General features: G+C 49.2%; 17 protein-coding genes. 12 read left to right on the top strand and 5 right to left on the bottom strand.

Annotated elements, in window-relative coordinates; all coding sequences use genetic code 11:
- Positions 1 to 27: 27 nt before the first annotated feature.
- Positions 28 to 594 carry a cytochrome b gene (locus EQP46_RS22430; protein WP_129495732.1) on the bottom strand — a complete coding sequence of 189 codons (567 nt, stop codon included), beginning with the start codon at positions 592 to 594 and terminating at the stop codon, positions 28 to 30.
- Positions 595 to 1,223: 629 nt separating this feature from the next.
- On the opposite strand from EQP46_RS22430, the gene aroQ reads away from it, so the two are divergent.
- From aroQ to EQP46_RS22385, 9 genes are all read left to right on the top strand, one after another.
- Positions 1,224 to 1,679 (top strand): type II 3-dehydroquinate dehydratase, encoded by a 456-nt coding sequence (gene aroQ, locus EQP46_RS22425; RefSeq protein ID WP_129495731.1) that lies wholly within the window; start codon positions 1,224 to 1,226, stop codon positions 1,677 to 1,679.
- Between the two features lie 27 nt (positions 1,680 to 1,706).
- The gene (gene accB / locus EQP46_RS22420) at positions 1,707 to 2,165 is read left to right on the top strand and encodes an acetyl-CoA carboxylase biotin carboxyl carrier protein (RefSeq protein WP_129495730.1); all 459 of its coding nucleotides are present in this window, start codon (positions 1,707 to 1,709) and stop codon (positions 2,163 to 2,165) included.
- A 12-nt stretch (positions 2,166 to 2,177) separates the two neighbouring features.
- Positions 2,178 to 3,524: an acetyl-CoA carboxylase biotin carboxylase subunit gene (accC, locus tag EQP46_RS22415; protein ID WP_129495729.1), complete on the top strand. Its 1,347-nt coding sequence runs from the start codon at positions 2,178 to 2,180 to the stop codon at positions 3,522 to 3,524.
- A gap of 305 nt (positions 3,525 to 3,829) precedes the next feature.
- Complete coding sequence (locus tag EQP46_RS22410) at positions 3,830 to 4,111, top strand: YhdT family protein (protein WP_129495728.1); 282 nt, start codon at positions 3,830 to 3,832, stop codon at positions 4,109 to 4,111.
- Positions 4,104 to 5,558, top strand: a complete 1,455-nt coding sequence (gene panF, locus EQP46_RS22405) for a sodium/pantothenate symporter (protein ID WP_129495727.1) — start codon at positions 4,104 to 4,106, stop codon at positions 5,556 to 5,558. Before EQP46_RS22410 ends, panF begins: the two co-directional genes overlap by 8 nt.
- Before the next feature lie 189 nt (positions 5,559 to 5,747).
- Positions 5,748 to 6,632, top strand: a complete 885-nt coding sequence (gene prmA, locus EQP46_RS22400) for a 50S ribosomal protein L11 methyltransferase (protein WP_129495726.1) — start codon at positions 5,748 to 5,750, stop codon at positions 6,630 to 6,632.
- Between the two features lie 147 nt (positions 6,633 to 6,779).
- Complete coding sequence (dusB, locus tag EQP46_RS22395) at positions 6,780 to 7,745, top strand: tRNA dihydrouridine synthase DusB (RefSeq protein ID WP_026024387.1); 966 nt, start codon at positions 6,780 to 6,782, stop codon at positions 7,743 to 7,745.
- A gap of 23 nt (positions 7,746 to 7,768) precedes the next feature.
- Positions 7,769 to 8,065 (top strand): DNA-binding transcriptional regulator Fis, encoded by a 297-nt coding sequence (gene fis, locus EQP46_RS22390; protein WP_002542007.1) that lies wholly within the window; start codon positions 7,769 to 7,771, stop codon positions 8,063 to 8,065.
- A 214-nt stretch (positions 8,066 to 8,279) separates the two neighbouring features.
- Entirely contained in the window at positions 8,280 to 9,443 is a 1,164-nt protein-coding gene (locus tag EQP46_RS22385) for a glycosyltransferase family 4 protein (protein ID WP_129495725.1), read from the top strand.
- A 113-nt stretch (positions 9,444 to 9,556) separates the two neighbouring features.
- On the opposite strand, the gene ppnP is transcribed toward EQP46_RS22385, so the two are convergent.
- A complete protein-coding gene (gene ppnP, locus EQP46_RS22380) occupies positions 9,557 to 9,835 on the bottom strand; it encodes a pyrimidine/purine nucleoside phosphorylase (protein WP_129495724.1) in 279 nt (92 codons plus the stop codon).
- Positions 9,836 to 10,095: 260 nt separating this feature from the next.
- Between ppnP and tpx the strand changes: the two genes are divergently transcribed.
- Positions 10,096 to 10,599 carry a thiol peroxidase gene (tpx, locus tag EQP46_RS22375; protein ID WP_129495723.1) on the top strand — a complete coding sequence of 168 codons (504 nt, stop codon included), beginning with the start codon at positions 10,096 to 10,098 and terminating at the stop codon, positions 10,597 to 10,599.
- A 97-nt stretch (positions 10,600 to 10,696) separates the two neighbouring features.
- Here tpx and zntR read toward each other — a convergent pair whose 3' ends face one another.
- Complete coding sequence (gene zntR, locus EQP46_RS22370; RefSeq protein ID WP_129495722.1) at positions 10,697 to 11,107, bottom strand: Zn(2+)-responsive transcriptional regulator; 411 nt, start codon at positions 11,105 to 11,107, stop codon at positions 10,697 to 10,699.
- Between the two features lie 180 nt (positions 11,108 to 11,287).
- On the opposite strand from zntR, the gene purH reads away from it, so the two are divergent.
- On the top strand, positions 11,288 to 12,880 hold the full coding sequence (purH, locus tag EQP46_RS22365; RefSeq protein ID WP_129495721.1) for a bifunctional phosphoribosylaminoimidazolecarboxamide formyltransferase/IMP cyclohydrolase: 1,593 nt from the start codon (positions 11,288 to 11,290) through the stop codon (positions 12,878 to 12,880).
- A gap of 124 nt (positions 12,881 to 13,004) precedes the next feature.
- A complete protein-coding gene (gene purD, locus EQP46_RS22360; RefSeq protein WP_129495720.1) occupies positions 13,005 to 14,291 on the top strand; it encodes a phosphoribosylamine--glycine ligase in 1,287 nt (428 codons plus the stop codon).
- 117 nt (positions 14,292 to 14,408) lie between these two features.
- Here purD and EQP46_RS22355 read toward each other — a convergent pair whose 3' ends face one another.
- Together EQP46_RS22355 and hupA are read right to left on the bottom strand one after the other, a co-directional pair.
- On the bottom strand, positions 14,409 to 15,092 hold the full coding sequence (locus EQP46_RS22355) for a DUF1481 domain-containing protein (protein ID WP_102260486.1): 684 nt from the start codon (positions 15,090 to 15,092) through the stop codon (positions 14,409 to 14,411).
- Between the two features lie 43 nt (positions 15,093 to 15,135).
- Positions 15,136 to 15,408, bottom strand: a complete 273-nt coding sequence (gene hupA / locus EQP46_RS22350; RefSeq protein WP_002542017.1) for a nucleoid-associated protein HU-alpha — start codon at positions 15,406 to 15,408, stop codon at positions 15,136 to 15,138.
- Positions 15,409 to 15,631: the final 223 nt, after the last annotated feature.

Raw genomic sequence — 15,631 nt, 5'->3', positions numbered from 1 at the left:
GGCAAGTTACTTACCATTCAAGGGTCGCTAAATGCGGCCCTTTTTATGCTTAAACGTCAACGCCACACCTTTTGGCGGCAACAGCCTTTCTATGATGTTATCCCGCATCCAGTACTGGTGATAAAGCACAGCCGCAACGTGCACAACAACAGTAAAAGCCAGCAATGCACAACTCACTCTATGCAACGTAAAGAAATAGGCGTTGATCGCGGGATCGCTGACGATATTGGGGATTTTAAACATCCAGAAAAACCAGAACGGCTCTTTGAGCATCAAAAAGCCCGTCGCGAACACAAAAAACATCAGGCTATATAAAACGCCGTGAACAAACTTGGCGATGTTTCTATCTAGCGCAGTGCCAGAAGGAATCGCTTTTACTGGAGGGCGAAATGAGCGCCATACCCAACGCACGACGAACAATCCCGCCGCGATGGTCGACAGGGACATATTGATAACAGAAAGAACATGGAAGATCGTAGGGTGCGAATCGATAACCAAGTGCATGGCGTAGCCTGCAAGGGTCGCATAAATAATGATGATAGCCATGCTCCAGTGCAGCACTTGGCTAAGGGCATCGTAGCGTTTTTGTATCATAAAGCCTCCTAAGATGGCTCGTCGTAAGTTCAAACCCTGTGCAGAAGACATCACTGCACCATTGTCTGAATTAGCGGGCAATTTAGAAAAAGCTTGATAAGCATGTTGTTCGAACCTTGCGGTTCTGGGTGATGGGTTCAAAACTGAAGCACAAAGAATACACATTACAGAAAGCCCTGTGATGTTGTGCCAAAGTTGAGATGCGCAATGAGAAAGCCCACGATACAGGGCACCTCATACGCAACAGAGCAAGCACCTCTGCTGTTTTAAACAACAAACACGTCAGTGTCTTAATTAAAAGACATAAAATGTAACGCCTTTGCGAGTCAGATAGATGACATCTTCGGCATAGCCCTTAATATGTGGGAGCTATCTAACAATTTGATGCTTAAGCGTGATTAAATCGTGAACTACTGCGCCGAAACGTTTGTCAGAATCACGTAATCTGTAACGTTGAATGTCAAATTATGTCTGATTAGACCAGTATTTTGCTGCCATTTGCGGTGATTTCTCTATAATTGCGTTTTAGTGTGTAGCCGAAGAGCTAAATGTCAGGGATTTATCCCTCACTCATACGAAAGCGAAAGATACGGTCTTTTAGCAACAAGAACAGGAACAAAGCGATCAACATGACGACAAATCGCAAAGTTTTACTCATAAACGGCCCTAACCTAAATATGTTAGGCGTTCGAGAGCCTGGACACTACGGACAGCAAACGCTAAAAAGCATTGTCGAGGACATGACAACGCTAGCATCGCAACTCAATATCCAGCTTGATCATGTGCAATCAAACGCCGAGCACGTCCTGATCGATACCATTCATCAGGCGATGGGCAACACTGATTTCATCATCATCAACCCAGCTGCATTTACGCACACCAGCGTAGCCCTGAGAGATGCCATTCTCTCGGTAGGCATTCCTTTTATTGAGGTACACCTGTCCAACGTGCATGCACGTGAACCTTTCCGTCACCATTCCTACCTATCGGATAAAGCCGTGGGCGTTATTTGCGGATTGGGAGCAGACGGATACGAATTTGCCCTGAAGGCAGCGGCTCGCCGCCTGCAGTCAGATGCCAACTGAACAACAATTTTGAAGAGATAAGACACCATGGATATTCGTAAAATCAAAAAACTGATTGAGCTGGTAGAAGAGTCTGGTATTGCTGAACTGGAAATCTCAGAAGGTGAAGAATCAGTGCGCATCAGCCGTGCAATGGCACCCGTTGCAGCACCTGTACAATATGCAGCAGCGCCTGCTCCAGCACCTGTAGCACCTGCTCCAGCGGCGACTGCACCTGCAGCGCCAGTTGAAGCAGCACCAGCAGAAGCCTCTGGTCACAAAGTGCTTTCTCCTATGGTAGGTACGTTCTACCGTTCGCCAAGCCCTGAAGCGAGTGCATTCGTTGAAGTGGGTCAGCAAGTGAATGTTGGCGATACCCTTTGCATCATCGAAGCGATGAAAATGATGAACCAAATCCAATCTGATAAAGCGGGTGTGGTTAAAGCGATTTTGTTTGAAGACGGTCAAACCGTTGAATTCGACGAAGCACTTATCATCATCGAGTAATCGAGGACTGCTATGTTAGATAAAATTGTCATCGCTAACCGCGGTGAAATTGCACTTCGCATTCTGCGTGCGTGTAAAGAGTTAGGTATTAAAACCGTCGCGATCCACTCAACAGCGGACCGCGATCTAAAACACGTATTGTTAGCCGATGAGTCAGTCTGTATTGGCCCTGCATCCAGTGTTGAAAGTTACCTAAACATCCCGCGTATCATTAGTGCTGCGGAAGTGACGGGTGCGATTGCGATTCACCCTGGCTACGGTTTCCTTTCGGAAAACGCAGACTTTGCTGAACAAGTTGAGCAATCAGGCTTCATTTTCGTAGGACCACGCGCAGAAACCATTCGTTTGATGGGCGACAAAGTGTCGGCTATCAATGCAATGAAAAAAGCAGGCGTCCCTTGTGTTCCGGGTTCTGACGGTCCTTTGGACGATGATGAATCGAAGAACAAAGCCTTCGCCAAACGCATCGGTTACCCTGTGATCATCAAAGCCTCTGGTGGCGGTGGCGGTCGCGGTATGCGCGTTGTTCGCTCTGAAGAAGAGCTAACCAGCTCTATCGCCATGACCCGTGCAGAAGCGAAAGCGGCATTCAACAACGACATCGTTTACATGGAGAAATTCCTAGAAAACCCACGTCACGTTGAAGTGCAAATTCTGGCAGATGGTCAAGGCGGTGCAATCCACCTTGGTGAGCGTGACTGTTCAATGCAGCGTCGCCACCAGAAAGTGGTTGAAGAAGCACCCGCACCAGGTATTACTGCAGAAATGCGTAAGTACATTGGTGAGCGTTGCTGCCGTGCATGTATCGAAATCGGTTACCGCGGTGCAGGTACGTTTGAATTCTTGTATGAAAACGGTGAGTTCTACTTCATTGAAATGAACACCCGTATTCAGGTTGAACACCCAGTCACAGAAATGGTGACCGGCGTTGACCTGATCAAAGAGCAACTGCGCATTGCCGCAGGCCAGCCTTTGTCATTCACGCAAGACGACATCGTTATTCGTGGCCATGCTATCGAGTGTCGTATTAATGCGGAAGATCCAGAGCGCTTCCTTCCTTGCCCAGGCAAGATTGAACGCTTCCATGCGCCAGGCGGCATGGGCGTGCGTTGGGAATCGCACATTTACTCTGGCTACACCGTACCGCCTCACTACGATTCAATGATCGGTAAGCTGATTTGTTTTGGTGAAAACCGCGATGTTGCTATCGCGCGCATGCGTAACGCATTGCAAGAAACCATCATTGATGGCATCAAAACCAACATTCCACTTCAGCTGGAAATCATGAAAGACGAGAACTTCCAACACGGTGGCGCGAACATCCACTACTTGGAAAAGAAATTGGGTATTCATAAGTAATCACGTTTTACTGTGACGTCCTAATATCTCGAAAGGCTGCAGCAATGCAGCCTTTTCTTTTTGTCTTCATATCAGAAACAGACGAGCCCCCTCACCTCGCCATTAAACATACCCTGTCTCCATGGCTCAACATCAACACATTCACCCCGTTAGCGCTTCTCGGTGCCGCTTGGTGGATAAAAACAGACACGCATCTTAACCCCTGCACCTGATAAGGGATTGGGAGTACAATGTGCCCCTTTTCTTCACACTGTATTGTTGCAAACAGACACTGGGACCCACCATTTCTGTTTTGGAGACGTCTTATGAAGACACTTAGCAGCCGATACCACCAAGCACATAAAGAAGCAAAATGGGCCATTGCGCTCGCCATTGCTTATTTCGTTTGGTGGTATGCCTCCGCTTATGGACTGGCCCCTGAAGGCATTGAACAAACACTTCCTACGCTGTATTTCGGCATGCCACTTTGGTTTCTCATGGCATGTGTTATCGGCCCTCTACTCTTTACCGTACTGTGCGCCCTCATGGTGAAGTACCTCTATAAAGATATGCCTCTCGATATCGAACAGGACACCTCCAATGAATAGCCAGTTACTCATTCCCATGGCGTTGTATTTGGTGGCCGTGTTCGCATTGGCGATTTATTCGCGCCGAGAAGGCAAAAAGAGCCAAGGTTTTCTTAACGAGTACTTACTCGGCAATCGCAGCATGGGCGGTTTTGTGCTCGCCATGACCTTAGCGGCCACCTATGCCAGCGCCAGTTCGTTCATTGGCGGCCCTGGTGCTGCTTACAAAATGGGGCTCGGCTGGGTATTGCTGGCGATGATCCAACTGCCAGCCGCTTGGCTCACCTTGGGCGTGCTTGGTAAAAAGTTCGCCATTGAATCTCGCCGTCACAACGCATTGACCCTCAATGACATGCTCTATGCGCGATATAAAAACCGTGCAGTGGTCATTTTTGCCTCCCTTGCACTGCTGCTGGCCTTTTTTGGCACCATGGTGGTTCAATTCGTCGGCGGCGCACGCTTACTGCAAACCGTCACCGGGTTGTCTTACATGCATGGGTTGATGCTCTTTGCCTTGACGGTCGGCATATACACCACCATTGGTGGCTTCCGCGCAGTGGTCATGACCGACACCGTGCAAGGCATCATGATGATCATCGGCACCATTGCGCTCTTGGTTGGTCTCGTGCATGCCGGCGGCAGCATTGGCGAAATGATGACAGAGCTTCACGCCATCGACCCTGCACTGATCACGCCATATGGCCCTGATGAATTCCTCTCGCAACCTTTTATGCTCAGTTTCTGGGTGCTGGTCTGCTTTGGGGTGATCGGACTGCCTCACGCCGCGGTGCGCTGCATGTCGTATAAATCCAGCGGCTCACTGCACAAAGGCATGGTGATCAGCACCGCCATGGTGGCGTTCTTAATGCTCGGGATGCACCTTGCTGGCGCGCTCGGCAGAGCCATCGTGCCCGATGTGGCAAACCCAGACCAAATCATGCCCACCTTGATGATGACGGTACTTCCACCCGTGGTTGCAGGGGTGTTCCTGGCGGGTCCCATGGCAGCGATCATGTCCACCATCGATTCACAGCTGATTCAAGCATCGGCAACCCTGCTGAAAGATTTGTACCTGAACTACATCAACCCGAACGCCGATCGTCAGCCTGAAATAGAACGTAAACTGCCAACCCTGTCTCTGTGGGTCACAGGTATTTTCTCTCTACTGGTCTTCGTCGCAGCCACCAATCCCCCAGACATGATCATATGGCTCAACCTGCTTGCTTTTGGTGGTATGCAGGCTGTGTTCTTATGGCCACTTGTTCTGGGATTATATTGGAAAGGAGCAACGTCAGGCGGCGCAATGGCATCGATGATAACGGGCCTTGGAAGTTATGCGGCACTCTCAACGTTTACACCGGATATGGCTGGCGTACACGCCATCGTACCCTCGCTACTCATAAGCCTTACAGCATTTGTAGCGGTCAGTCTTGCTCAAACAAAGAGACCTCAAGTCACCGCCGCTTAGCGACACTTATCGCCCAAGATACCAAGTGCATACATGGGCATAAGGGTAAAAACAGACAACGGGTAGCCTGGCTACCCGTTTTTTTATGGTTTTCTTATCCGTGACGAATATCTTGCCTATCCCGAGTGACTACTTTTTATGCTAGACTCCGCCCCCTAAAAATGTAGCTAAACGATAAGCGAAGAAACCATGCCTTGGATTCAAATCAAACTGAATGCAACCATCGAGAACGCAGAAACTATCGGTGACATGCTGATGGAAGAAGCGGGCGCGTTGTCTGTCACTTTCCTCGACGCGAAAGACACGCCTGTTTTTGAACCTCTCCCAGGTGAAACTCGCCTGTGGGGTGAAACCGACATTCTGGCGCTTTACGATGCAGAAACGGATATGGACGCAGTACTGGCGATCCTAAAAGCGAGCCCACTTCTGGCTGATGACTTTGCCTACAAGGTAGAGCAGTTAGAAGATAAAGACTGGGAGCGCGCTTGGATGGATAACTTCAAGCCAATGCAATTTGGTCAGCGTCTTTGGGTTTGCCCAAGCTGGTGTGATACACCCGATCCAAATGCCGTGAACATCATGCTCGATCCGGGTCTTGCGTTTGGTACGGGTACACACCCAACCACCGCACTTTGCCTAGAGTGGCTAGATGGCCAAGATCTTGCTGGCAAAACCGTGATCGACTTCGGTTGTGGTTCAGGCATTTTGTCATTGGCTGCACTGCTTCTTGGTGCAGAGAAAGTGATCGGTATCGATATCGACCCGCAAGCGCTTCAAGCTTCGAAAGACAACGCAGAGCGCAATGGCGTGGCAGACCGTCTTGAGTTGTATCTTCCGAAAGATCAGCCAGACAACCTACAAGCCGAAATCGTGGTAGCAAACATCCTAGCGGGTCCATTACGCGAGCTATCGCCAGTGATCAAAAGCTTGATGATGCCAAACGGTAAACTGGCCATGTCAGGCGTTTTGGATACGCAAGCAGAGTCAGTAGCCGACTGTTATCGCGATGAATTGACCATTGACGACATCATTGTGAAAGAAGAATGGTGCCGTATTACGGGTCAAAAGGCCTAACTCGGTGATAACTGAGCAATTTTTGTACTAAAAAATTGAATTACATGGCTTTTTATAAAATCAAGATAAAACGCTCAAATATTGGCCTTTTCAGACTGGGAAAAAATGCGTAAAATGCGCGCCCTTGCTGACATAGAAGGTAATCCCTTGCAGATCGGACCATACAAACTGGAAAACACCCTTATCGTCGCGCCTATGGCTGGCGTAACTGATAGGCCATTTCGCGAGCTATGCCTTAGCCACGGCGCAGGTATGGCTGTGAGTGAAATGATGTCTTCCAACCCAGCGATGTGGCACACAGCCAAATCGATGAATCGGATGGTTCATCTCGATGAAAAAGGGATTCGTTCTGTTCAGATTGCTGGTGCAGAACCTGCATTGATGGCAGATGCCGCGCGTTACTGTGTTGAGAATGGCGCTCAGATCGTCGATATCAACATGGGTTGCCCGGCAAAAAAGGTCAATAAGAAACTGGCTGGTTCAGCATTGCTGACCCGACCTGACATCATTGAGCAAATCCTGAAAGCAGTTGTTGCAGCGGTTGATGTTCCCGTCACCCTGAAAACACGGACAGGATGGGATCCGGAGAACAAAAACTGCCTCCAGATTGCCAAACTGGCGGAAGACTGCGGCATTCAAGCGTTGGCCCTACACGGTCGTACACGCGCTTGTATGTATAAAGGGGAAGCTGAGTACGACAGCATTCGTGCCGTTAAAGAGGCTATTTCTATTCCCGTTATCGCCAACGGAGATATTGATACCCCTCAGAAAGCGAAACACGTGCTGGAATACACAGGTGCAGATGCCTTAATGATCGGTCGCCCTGCACAAGGGCGTCCATGGATTTTCAGAGAAATCCAACACTACCTCGACACAGGCGAAGAGCTTGCTGCTCCGCCAATGGAAGAGGTAAAAGCAATTTTGTTAGGTCATGTACAAGAGCTACACCAGTTTTATGGTGAACTCAAAGGGCTGCGTATCGCACGTAAACACGTGGGATGGTACCTGAAAGAACATGACGTAATTGGCGATTTTCGCCGGACTTTCAACGCAATCGAAGACGCCAACCAGCAGATCGATGCGCTGCAAGATTATTTCGTAAACGTTGCATAAAATACGAGAAGAGCTGACAGAGTATGTTCGAACAAAACCTGACTTCAGAAGCATTGACAGTGACTACTGTGACTTCACAAGATCAAATCACCCAGAAGCCACTGCGTGACTCAGTAAAAGCCTCCCTGAAAAACTACCTAGCGCAGTTGAATGGCCAGGAAGTCAATGACCTGTACGAGCTGGTACTGGCAGAAGTTGAGCAGCCACTGCTAGACACCATCATGCAATACACGCGCGGTAACCAAACTCGCGCAGCAACCATGATGGGTATCAACCGTGGTACTCTGCGTAAGAAACTGAAAAAATACGGCATGAACTAAGTTCGGCTATATAAACAGTTTTAAAACAAAGGCCAAGCTTCTAAAGCTTGGCCTTTGTTGTTTCTCCCACCTCAAAATACATCCCCTTCTTCCTTCGATTTTTCTCTTCTAATTGAACGTGATGAGAAGCGCTGAACCCTGCATTTTGATGTAGTTTGGGTATATACTCTTCCCCTAAATCGCTCGGCCTTTACGCATGATTGGAGAGACACAAATGGGGCACACCAACGCCACCAGCGACACCCAAAAGATGAGCAACCAAGATAAACCTGCCATCTTGCATATCTGTCTTTCCACTGGCTGGGGCGGCCTCGAAATGTACCCCTCACGCATGGGTAAAGAGTTCATCGATAAAGGTTATCGCGTGTTTGGGCTAGCATCAGAAAACTCCCGCGTAGCCCATGCCATGAAAGAGGCAGGCATGGATGTGTTTACCGTGCCGAAAAAAGCAGCCCTGTTTGGCCCAACGCTTTTCGCGCTCAACACTTGGCTCAAAGCCAACCATGTTCAGATCGTTCATTGCCATAAGTCTGGCGATATTCTGATTTCAGCCTTGCTGAGCCTTCTAACCCGTCGATATACCTTATTTACTGAGCACATGGGTGTTAAACGCCCGAAAAAAGACATCTACCACCGTTGGGTCTATGGGCACGTAGATCAGGTACTTTCAATCAGTAATGAAACCTACCAGCGTAATATCAAGGCACTGCCCGTCGCCGAAAACAAAATCGAACGGTTATGGCTGGGCACCTACATTGAAAAGAAAACCTTCAGTGAGGAACGTCGCCCTCACCTGTTAGCCGACGAATACGGTCTTTCTCACGACACCACTTTTATCGGCTCCGTCGGTCGTATTTGTGATGGCAAAGGTCAGGCTGATTTACTGGCAGGGTTTGAATTGATCGCGGCTGATTACCCCGATACACACTTAGTGTTGATTGGTGGCCTTAGCCCTGATGAAGGCGCAGATGAAGATTTTTCTAACAAGCTGCAAGAGAAAGCCAGCTCTTCAATGTTTGCAGATCGCGTTCATCTTGCTGGGTATCGCAAGAATGTGCCGACACTGTTAGAAGAAATTCAGGTTGTTTGCCTGCCCTATTGGAACGAGGCTTTTGGCTTAACGGCCATTGAAGCCATGGCACAGCATTGCGCCATCGTGGCATCAAACACAGGGGCATTGCCTGAGATATTGGAAGAAACCGGTGTGTATTGCGCGCCCCAAGATCCGCAATCTATTGCTGCTGGCCTTAAACTGTACTTAGATAACCCTGCGCTGATTGAGAAAAACGCACAAGAGGGTTATTTGCGCGCTGTTGAGCACTTTTCAATGCAAGGGCACGCAGACAAGCTTGAAGAGATCTATTTGAGAGCTCTTTAACCTTTCGCGTTTATGGTCGGATAACACAGTCCAACCCGCCGAGCACAAAAAAAGCGCCAACAATGGCGCTTTTTTTCATCGTAAATACCTATAAGTCATCAAGCAATTAGCGCTTACAGGTACTCACACAGGTATGCCGTGGTTTGCTCTACTTTCACTTGGAAAGACGACTCACCAGGTACTTCAAAGTCATCGCCTGCGCCGAAGGTTTCCCATTCGATGTGGCCAGGAAGCTTCACGGTAAGCTCGCCTTTAACCACTTTCATGCGTTCAGGTGCAGCCGTACCAAAGGTGTACTCGCCCACTTCCATCACGCCCACGCTCAATGGGCCTTTGTTTTCAAAGCTGATGGACTTCACGCCACCATCAAAATATTCGTTTACCTTTAACATCTTTGTCCTTACTTCTCTTGTGATGTACCCATTCGATGGCAAGGTGTGTGTTTGTCACTGCGCTATATTCGGGGTACGTATCCTTTCGGTTTACCCTGACGCTACCACACTCTTTTTACGTTCCCAAACACTATTTATATCTCGTGACGAAGAGAACCAAATCAGAGTCTTAGGCCGTATCACGTATTTTATACACTTGGTATTCGCTGCATGTGCCAGACTTACCAATCATTCGCGTTTTCATTAACAAGGAACCCACCATGTCACACGTTACCTTTCACGGACAGCCTCTTCCACTTTCTGGTTCACTCCCCGCGACAGGTGCCCCTGCTCCTGCGTTCTCTCTGACTGCTGCCGATCTGTCTGATCTCACACTGGAAAGTCTGCGTGGCAACAAAGTCGTGCTCAACATTTTCCCAAGCATTGATACGCCAACCTGTGCAAGCAGCGTACGCGCATTCAATGAAAAAGCCGCTTCCACCAGTAACACCAAAGTGGTGTGTGTTTCTGCGGATCTGCCTTTTGCTGTAAGCCGTTTTTGCGAGCTAGAAGGCCTTAATAACGTTCAACACGCTTCGACGTTCCGCAGCCCTGCGTTTTTAAAAGACTATGGCCTATTGATTGCTGAAGGGCCGCTGCGCGATTTAGCAGCACGTGCCGTTGTGGTGTTAAATGAAGGCGGTGTTGTCACGTATGTTGAGCTGGTCGGTGAGTTGGGTGATGAACCAAACTATGACGCAGCACTCGCAGCCTTGTCTGCATAACGTAAGTTTTGGCATGTTCTACATAAAAGCGAGCCTTCTGAGCTCGCTTTTTTATTACAGCTACAAATACCTTCAAAGTTTTGGACAGAGAAACCCGTTAATCATCCGCTAACGCTTCAAGTATTGAGCAATGGCTCGCGTCATCATCCACGTGACCGCAACATGCATCATTGAGTTTTTTCAATGCAATGCGAATTTGCGTAAGTTCGGCAATTTTCTGGTCGATTTCGTTCAGTTTCTTTTGCGTGATGCCTTTGACTTCCGCACAGCTGTGTTGGCTGGCTTCAAGGCGAATATCCAGTAACTCTTGAATCTCTTCAAGGGTGAGGCCGATGCGTTTTGCTTTCAATATGAAGTGAATACGCGACACAGCATCTTCATCATAAAGGCGGTAGCCGCTTTCACTGCGCGAAGCGGGTTGGAGGAGCCCCACTTTCTCATAAAAACGCAACGTATCCCCTGACACGCCAGCCCGTTTAGCGAGCTGCCCAATCTGCAACATTTTCATGAATCATTTCTTCCGTATTCTGTGACAAAACCATAAAAGCAATCGATTGCGTCACTAAATTAGGTTAGAATGTGCGCCATTCCAACATGAGACACCGCGGTGTCTGGGTCTTTGGCAAAATGGTCTCACATTGACCATTTTGCCAAATATCCTATCCCCACAGTTAAAGAGATGGTAGCAATGGAAAACGCTCGTCCTATTCGTCGCGCATTGATTAGCGTATCTGACAAAACTGGCATTGTTGAATTTGCCAAGGCCCTCGCGGAAAAAGGTGTAGATATCCTCTCCACCGGCGGTACTGCTCGCTTACTGGCAGAGCAAGGTCTCGCGGTGACTGAAGTTTCAGATTATACCGGTTTTCCAGAAATGATGGACGGACGCGTTAAGACCCTGCATCCGAAAGTACACGGTGGCATTTTGGGCCGTCGTGACACCGATGACAACATCATGAACGAGCACGGTATCGCACCTATCGACATGGTGGTCGTCAACCTTTATCCATTCGCAGAAACTGTCGCAAAAGAAGGCTGTACGCTAGAAGATGCGGTTGAGAACATCGACATCGGTGGCCCTACCATGGTGCGCTCTGCTGCTAAAAACCACAAAGATGTCACCATCGTGGTTAACGCTTCTGATTATGGTCGCGTGCTGACTGAATTGGACGCGAACGGTGGCTCGCTTACGCTGAAAACGCGCTTTGATTTAGCGATTTCTGCGTTCGAACACACTGCAGCCTACGATGGCATGATCGCGAACTACTTCGGCACCATGGTGCCTTCGTATGGCGATAACAAAGAAGGCGATGAAGAATCAGCATTCCCACGCACCTTCAACCAGCAGTTCATTAAAAAACAAGACATGCGCTATGGCGAGAACAGCCACCAAGCTGCCGCCTTCTACACAGAAGCGAACCCAGAAGAAGCATCCGTTTCTACTGCGACCCAGCTTCAAGGTAAAGCGCTGTCTTACAACAACATCGCTGATACCGACGCGGCACTTGAGTGTGTGAAAGAGTTCGTTGAGCCAGCATGCGTTATCGTTAAGCACGCCAACCCATGTGGCGTGGCGCTCGGCGACAACCTGCTTGAAGCGTACGATCGCGCTTACAAAACCGACCCTACGTCGGCATTTGGCGGCATCATCGCCTTTAACCGTGAGCTGGATGCGGAAACTGCACAAGCGATTGTTGACCGTCAGTTCGTGGAAGTCATCATTGCACCGTCTGTTTCAGCAGCCGCTTCTGACGTTGTCAGCGCGAAGAAAAACGTTCGCCTGTTGGTATGTGGCCAATGGAGCACACAAACCACGGGCTTCGACGTGAAACGCGTTAACGGTGGTTTGTTGGTGCAAGACCGCGACCAAGGCATGGTGTCACTGGATGACTTGAAAGTGGTCTCTAAGCGTCAGCCGACGGAAGAAGAACTTCGCGATGCACTGTTCTGCTGGAAAGTGGCGAAGTACGTGAAATCAAACGCCATCGTCTACGCAAAAGGCAACATGACCATCGGCGTAGGTGCAGGCCAAATGAGCCGCGTTTACTCGGCGAAAATTGCAGGCATTAAAGCGGCTGATGAGAATTTGGAAGTTGCGGGTAGCGTGATGGCATCAGATGCCTTCTTCCCATTCCGCGATGGCATCGATGCTGCCGCTGAAGCCGGTATCACCTGTGTGATTCAACCAGGCGGCTCTATGCGTGATGACGAAGTGGTGGCAGCCGCTGACGAGCACGGCATGGCAATGGTCTTCACGGGCATGCGTCACTTCCGTCACTAAGAGACAGTCGCACACAAATAGCCCATGATGTGCAGTGTCACGAAGAGACTGCACATCTATCCACACTTACGTTTTTGCCTTTTTAAGCGCGCTACGCCTTAAAAGAAAGAGGGAACGCAAAAATATGAACATCCTTGTTATTGGTGGCGGTGGTCGTGAGCATGCACTTGCATGGAAAGCCGCTCAATCTGCAAATGTTGAAACGGTTTTTGTTGCACCAGGAAACGCAGGCACTGCGCTAGAACCAAAACTTGAAAATGTCGCTATCGACGTTGAAGACATTGCAGGTCTTGTTGATTTTGCTAAGTCAAAAAACGTGGCATTGACGATCGTTGGCCCTGAAGTACCTTTGGTGCTGGGTGTGGTTGATGCCTTCCAAGCAGACAACCTCGCCATCTTTGGCCCAACACAAGCCGCTGCTCAGCTTGAAGGCTCAAAAGCTTTCACCAAGGATTTCTTGGCTCGCCATGCCATCCCGTCTGCGGATTACCAAAACTTCACCGAGATTGAGCCCGCATTGGCGTACGTCCGTGAAAAAGGCGCACCTATTGTCGTTAAAGCTGACGGCCTTGCCGCAGGTAAAGGCGTTATCGTTGCGATGACCTTGGAAGAAGCGGAAGACGCGATCCGCGACATGCTGGCGGGCAATGCATTTGGTGAAGCCGGTCACCGTGTGGTGGTTGAAGAGTTCCTTGATGGCGAAGAAGCCAGCTTCATCGTGATGGTTGATGGTGAGAACGTGTTGCCAATGGCCACCAGCCAAGACCACAAACGCGTGGGCAATGGCGACACAGGACCAAACACTGGCGGCATGGGCGCGTATAGCCCAGCACCGGTTGTTACCCCTGAAATTCACGAGCGTGTGATGAACGAAGTGATCTTCCCTACCGTTCGCGGTATGGCAGCCGAAGGTAACCCGTACACGGGCTTCCTTTACGCAGGCTTGATGATCATGGCTGACGGTACACCAAAAGTGATTGAATACAACTGCCGCTTTGGTGACCCAGAAACCCAACCTATCATGTTGCGTCTTCAATCCGACTTGGTTGCACTTTGCCAAGCAGCAGTTGCAGGCAAGCTTGATACGGTTGAATCTAAGTGGGATCCACGCGCGTCGATCGGTGTTGTACTCGCAGCAGGTGGATACCCAGCGTCTTACAACAAAGGCGACGTGATTTCCGGTCTGTCTACTGAATCCTCCGACAGTGCGAAAGTCTTCCATGCTGGAACGGCAGAGAAAGACGGTAACGTCGTGACGGCAGGCGGTCGTGTATTGTGCGCCACCGCCATGGGCGACAGCGTATCAGACGCTCAGCAGCGCGCTTATGCACTTGCATCGCAAATTAGCTGGAATGGTATGTTCCACCGCGATGACATCGGCTACCGCGCTATAGCACGCGAGAAACAGTAGTTTCTCGCGCCACTCGCAGAATTGCTCTGCGAGAAAAGCAAAAACGCGCCAATGGGCGCGTTTTTTAATGCTTCTGTTTGGCCTCATCGAGGCTCACAGCCATCAGTGCATGTTCCGTTAATTAAAGCTCGGACGCTCAAAGCAATCTGCACTGTCTTTATCTAACATGATGATTGTGTCGACCGTGTTCTCTTTTCGTCCGACGTTACCCACAGCGGCAAGGAAGTTGTCTTCCTTATTTAAGCGCTCAAAAAGGTAATCAGGGAAAGAGACGTTAAACGTCAATGTCTTCTCTTTACCCGTGCTACACGTTTCCAACACACCTTCACTCCAATAACCTTGGAAGAACGTCTGCTTTTTCTTCACTTGCTCACGCGTGTTCGCCAGCGCTTGCTCGGCCTCGCGCGCGTAACGCACAAGTTCTGTTGTTCTTAGAGGCAGCAAATCACCATCAACACGATACTGCTGATACACCGCTTCGCCTTCTGAGTCGTAACGAATGAGCACAGCTTGATGTTTTAGCTTGCCATCAATCAGCACATCGCCTTCACGCTGGATCTCACGTACGACCCCTTTTCGCCAACGGTATTCTGAACTGTATTGGCCATAATCACCCAGTAGGACTTTTTCTGTCAGGGTTTCTGGAAAACTTTGTCGCTCATCCAACCAATAAATACTGGTGGCATCACCTTGGACAATGGCAGTTTGGGAAAGCGTAGGAGGCTGAATACTCTCTGTCGAGCCACAGCCCGTCAAAGCAACAGTGAGGAGAATGAAGAGAGGTTTTACTGATCGGTGCATAAATATCCGCCAAAACAAGGAATTTGTTTTGGCGGAGTATAACTTACTTAACTGCGTCTTTAAGCGCTTTGCCCGCAACAAACGCAGGAACGTTTGCAGCTGCAATTTGAATTTCCTGACCAGTTTGTGGGTTACGGCCAGTGCGCGCAGCACGGTGGTTAACTTTAAACGTACCGAAACCGATCAGTTGAACCTGGTCACCATCTTTCAGTGCACCTTCGATGCCTGCAAGAGTCGCTTCCAGTGCAGCTTTTGCTTGAGCTTTAGACAGGTCCGCTTTTTCAGCAATCAGGTCGATCAAGTTGGTTTTGTTCATTAGGTCTTCCCTTCTTAGGTTTTCTTGAGACAAGGCAACTCTAATTCAAAAGAAGCCCGACTGGCAAAGGTTTGTGGCGCTTCAAGTGACTGTATGCAGAGTCTTTAACCACAAACTGAGCGCATCCTCACAAAATATTGGGTATATTTTAACTCCAACTCTTGTATTTACGGCGCTTAGACCTGATCTTTGGCGCTACTATTACCCCCAATTACTACTATTA

The organism is Enterovibrio baiacu, from assembly GCF_004120195.1.
Lineage (GTDB): Bacteria > Pseudomonadota > Gammaproteobacteria > Enterobacterales > Vibrionaceae > Enterovibrio > Enterovibrio baiacui.
Note: the sequence above shows the minus strand (reverse complement) of the source record. Positions and strands in the feature narration are given on the sequence as shown.

Coding starts and splice junctions, on each gene's coding strand:
- EQP46_RS22430 (WP_129495732.1), bottom strand. CDS start 594: ATGATACAAAAACGCTACGATGCCCTTAGCCAAGTGCTGCACTGGAGC.
- aroQ (WP_129495731.1), top strand. CDS start 1,224: ATGACGACAAATCGCAAAGTTTTACTCATAAACGGCCCTAACCTAAAT.
- accB (WP_129495730.1), top strand. CDS start 1,707: ATGGATATTCGTAAAATCAAAAAACTGATTGAGCTGGTAGAAGAGTCT.
- accC (WP_129495729.1), top strand. CDS start 2,178: ATGTTAGATAAAATTGTCATCGCTAACCGCGGTGAAATTGCACTTCGC.
- EQP46_RS22410 (WP_129495728.1), top strand. CDS start 3,830: ATGAAGACACTTAGCAGCCGATACCACCAAGCACATAAAGAAGCAAAA.
- panF (WP_129495727.1), top strand. CDS start 4,104: ATGAATAGCCAGTTACTCATTCCCATGGCGTTGTATTTGGTGGCCGTG.
- prmA (WP_129495726.1), top strand. CDS start 5,748: ATGCCTTGGATTCAAATCAAACTGAATGCAACCATCGAGAACGCAGAA.
- fis (WP_002542007.1), top strand. CDS start 7,769: ATGTTCGAACAAAACCTGACTTCAGAAGCATTGACAGTGACTACTGTG.
- EQP46_RS22385 (WP_129495725.1), top strand. CDS start 8,280: ATGGGGCACACCAACGCCACCAGCGACACCCAAAAGATGAGCAACCAA.
- ppnP (WP_129495724.1), bottom strand. CDS start 9,835: ATGTTAAAGGTAAACGAATATTTTGATGGTGGCGTGAAGTCCATCAGC.
- tpx (WP_129495723.1), top strand. CDS start 10,096: ATGTCACACGTTACCTTTCACGGACAGCCTCTTCCACTTTCTGGTTCA.
- zntR (WP_129495722.1), bottom strand. CDS start 11,107: ATGAAAATGTTGCAGATTGGGCAGCTCGCTAAACGGGCTGGCGTGTCA.
- purH (WP_129495721.1), top strand. CDS start 11,288: ATGGAAAACGCTCGTCCTATTCGTCGCGCATTGATTAGCGTATCTGAC.
- purD (WP_129495720.1), top strand. CDS start 13,005: ATGAACATCCTTGTTATTGGTGGCGGTGGTCGTGAGCATGCACTTGCA.
- EQP46_RS22355 (WP_102260486.1), bottom strand. CDS start 15,092: ATGCACCGATCAGTAAAACCTCTCTTCATTCTCCTCACTGTTGCTTTG.
- hupA (WP_002542017.1), bottom strand. CDS start 15,408: ATGAACAAAACCAACTTGATCGACCTGATTGCTGAAAAAGCGGACCTG.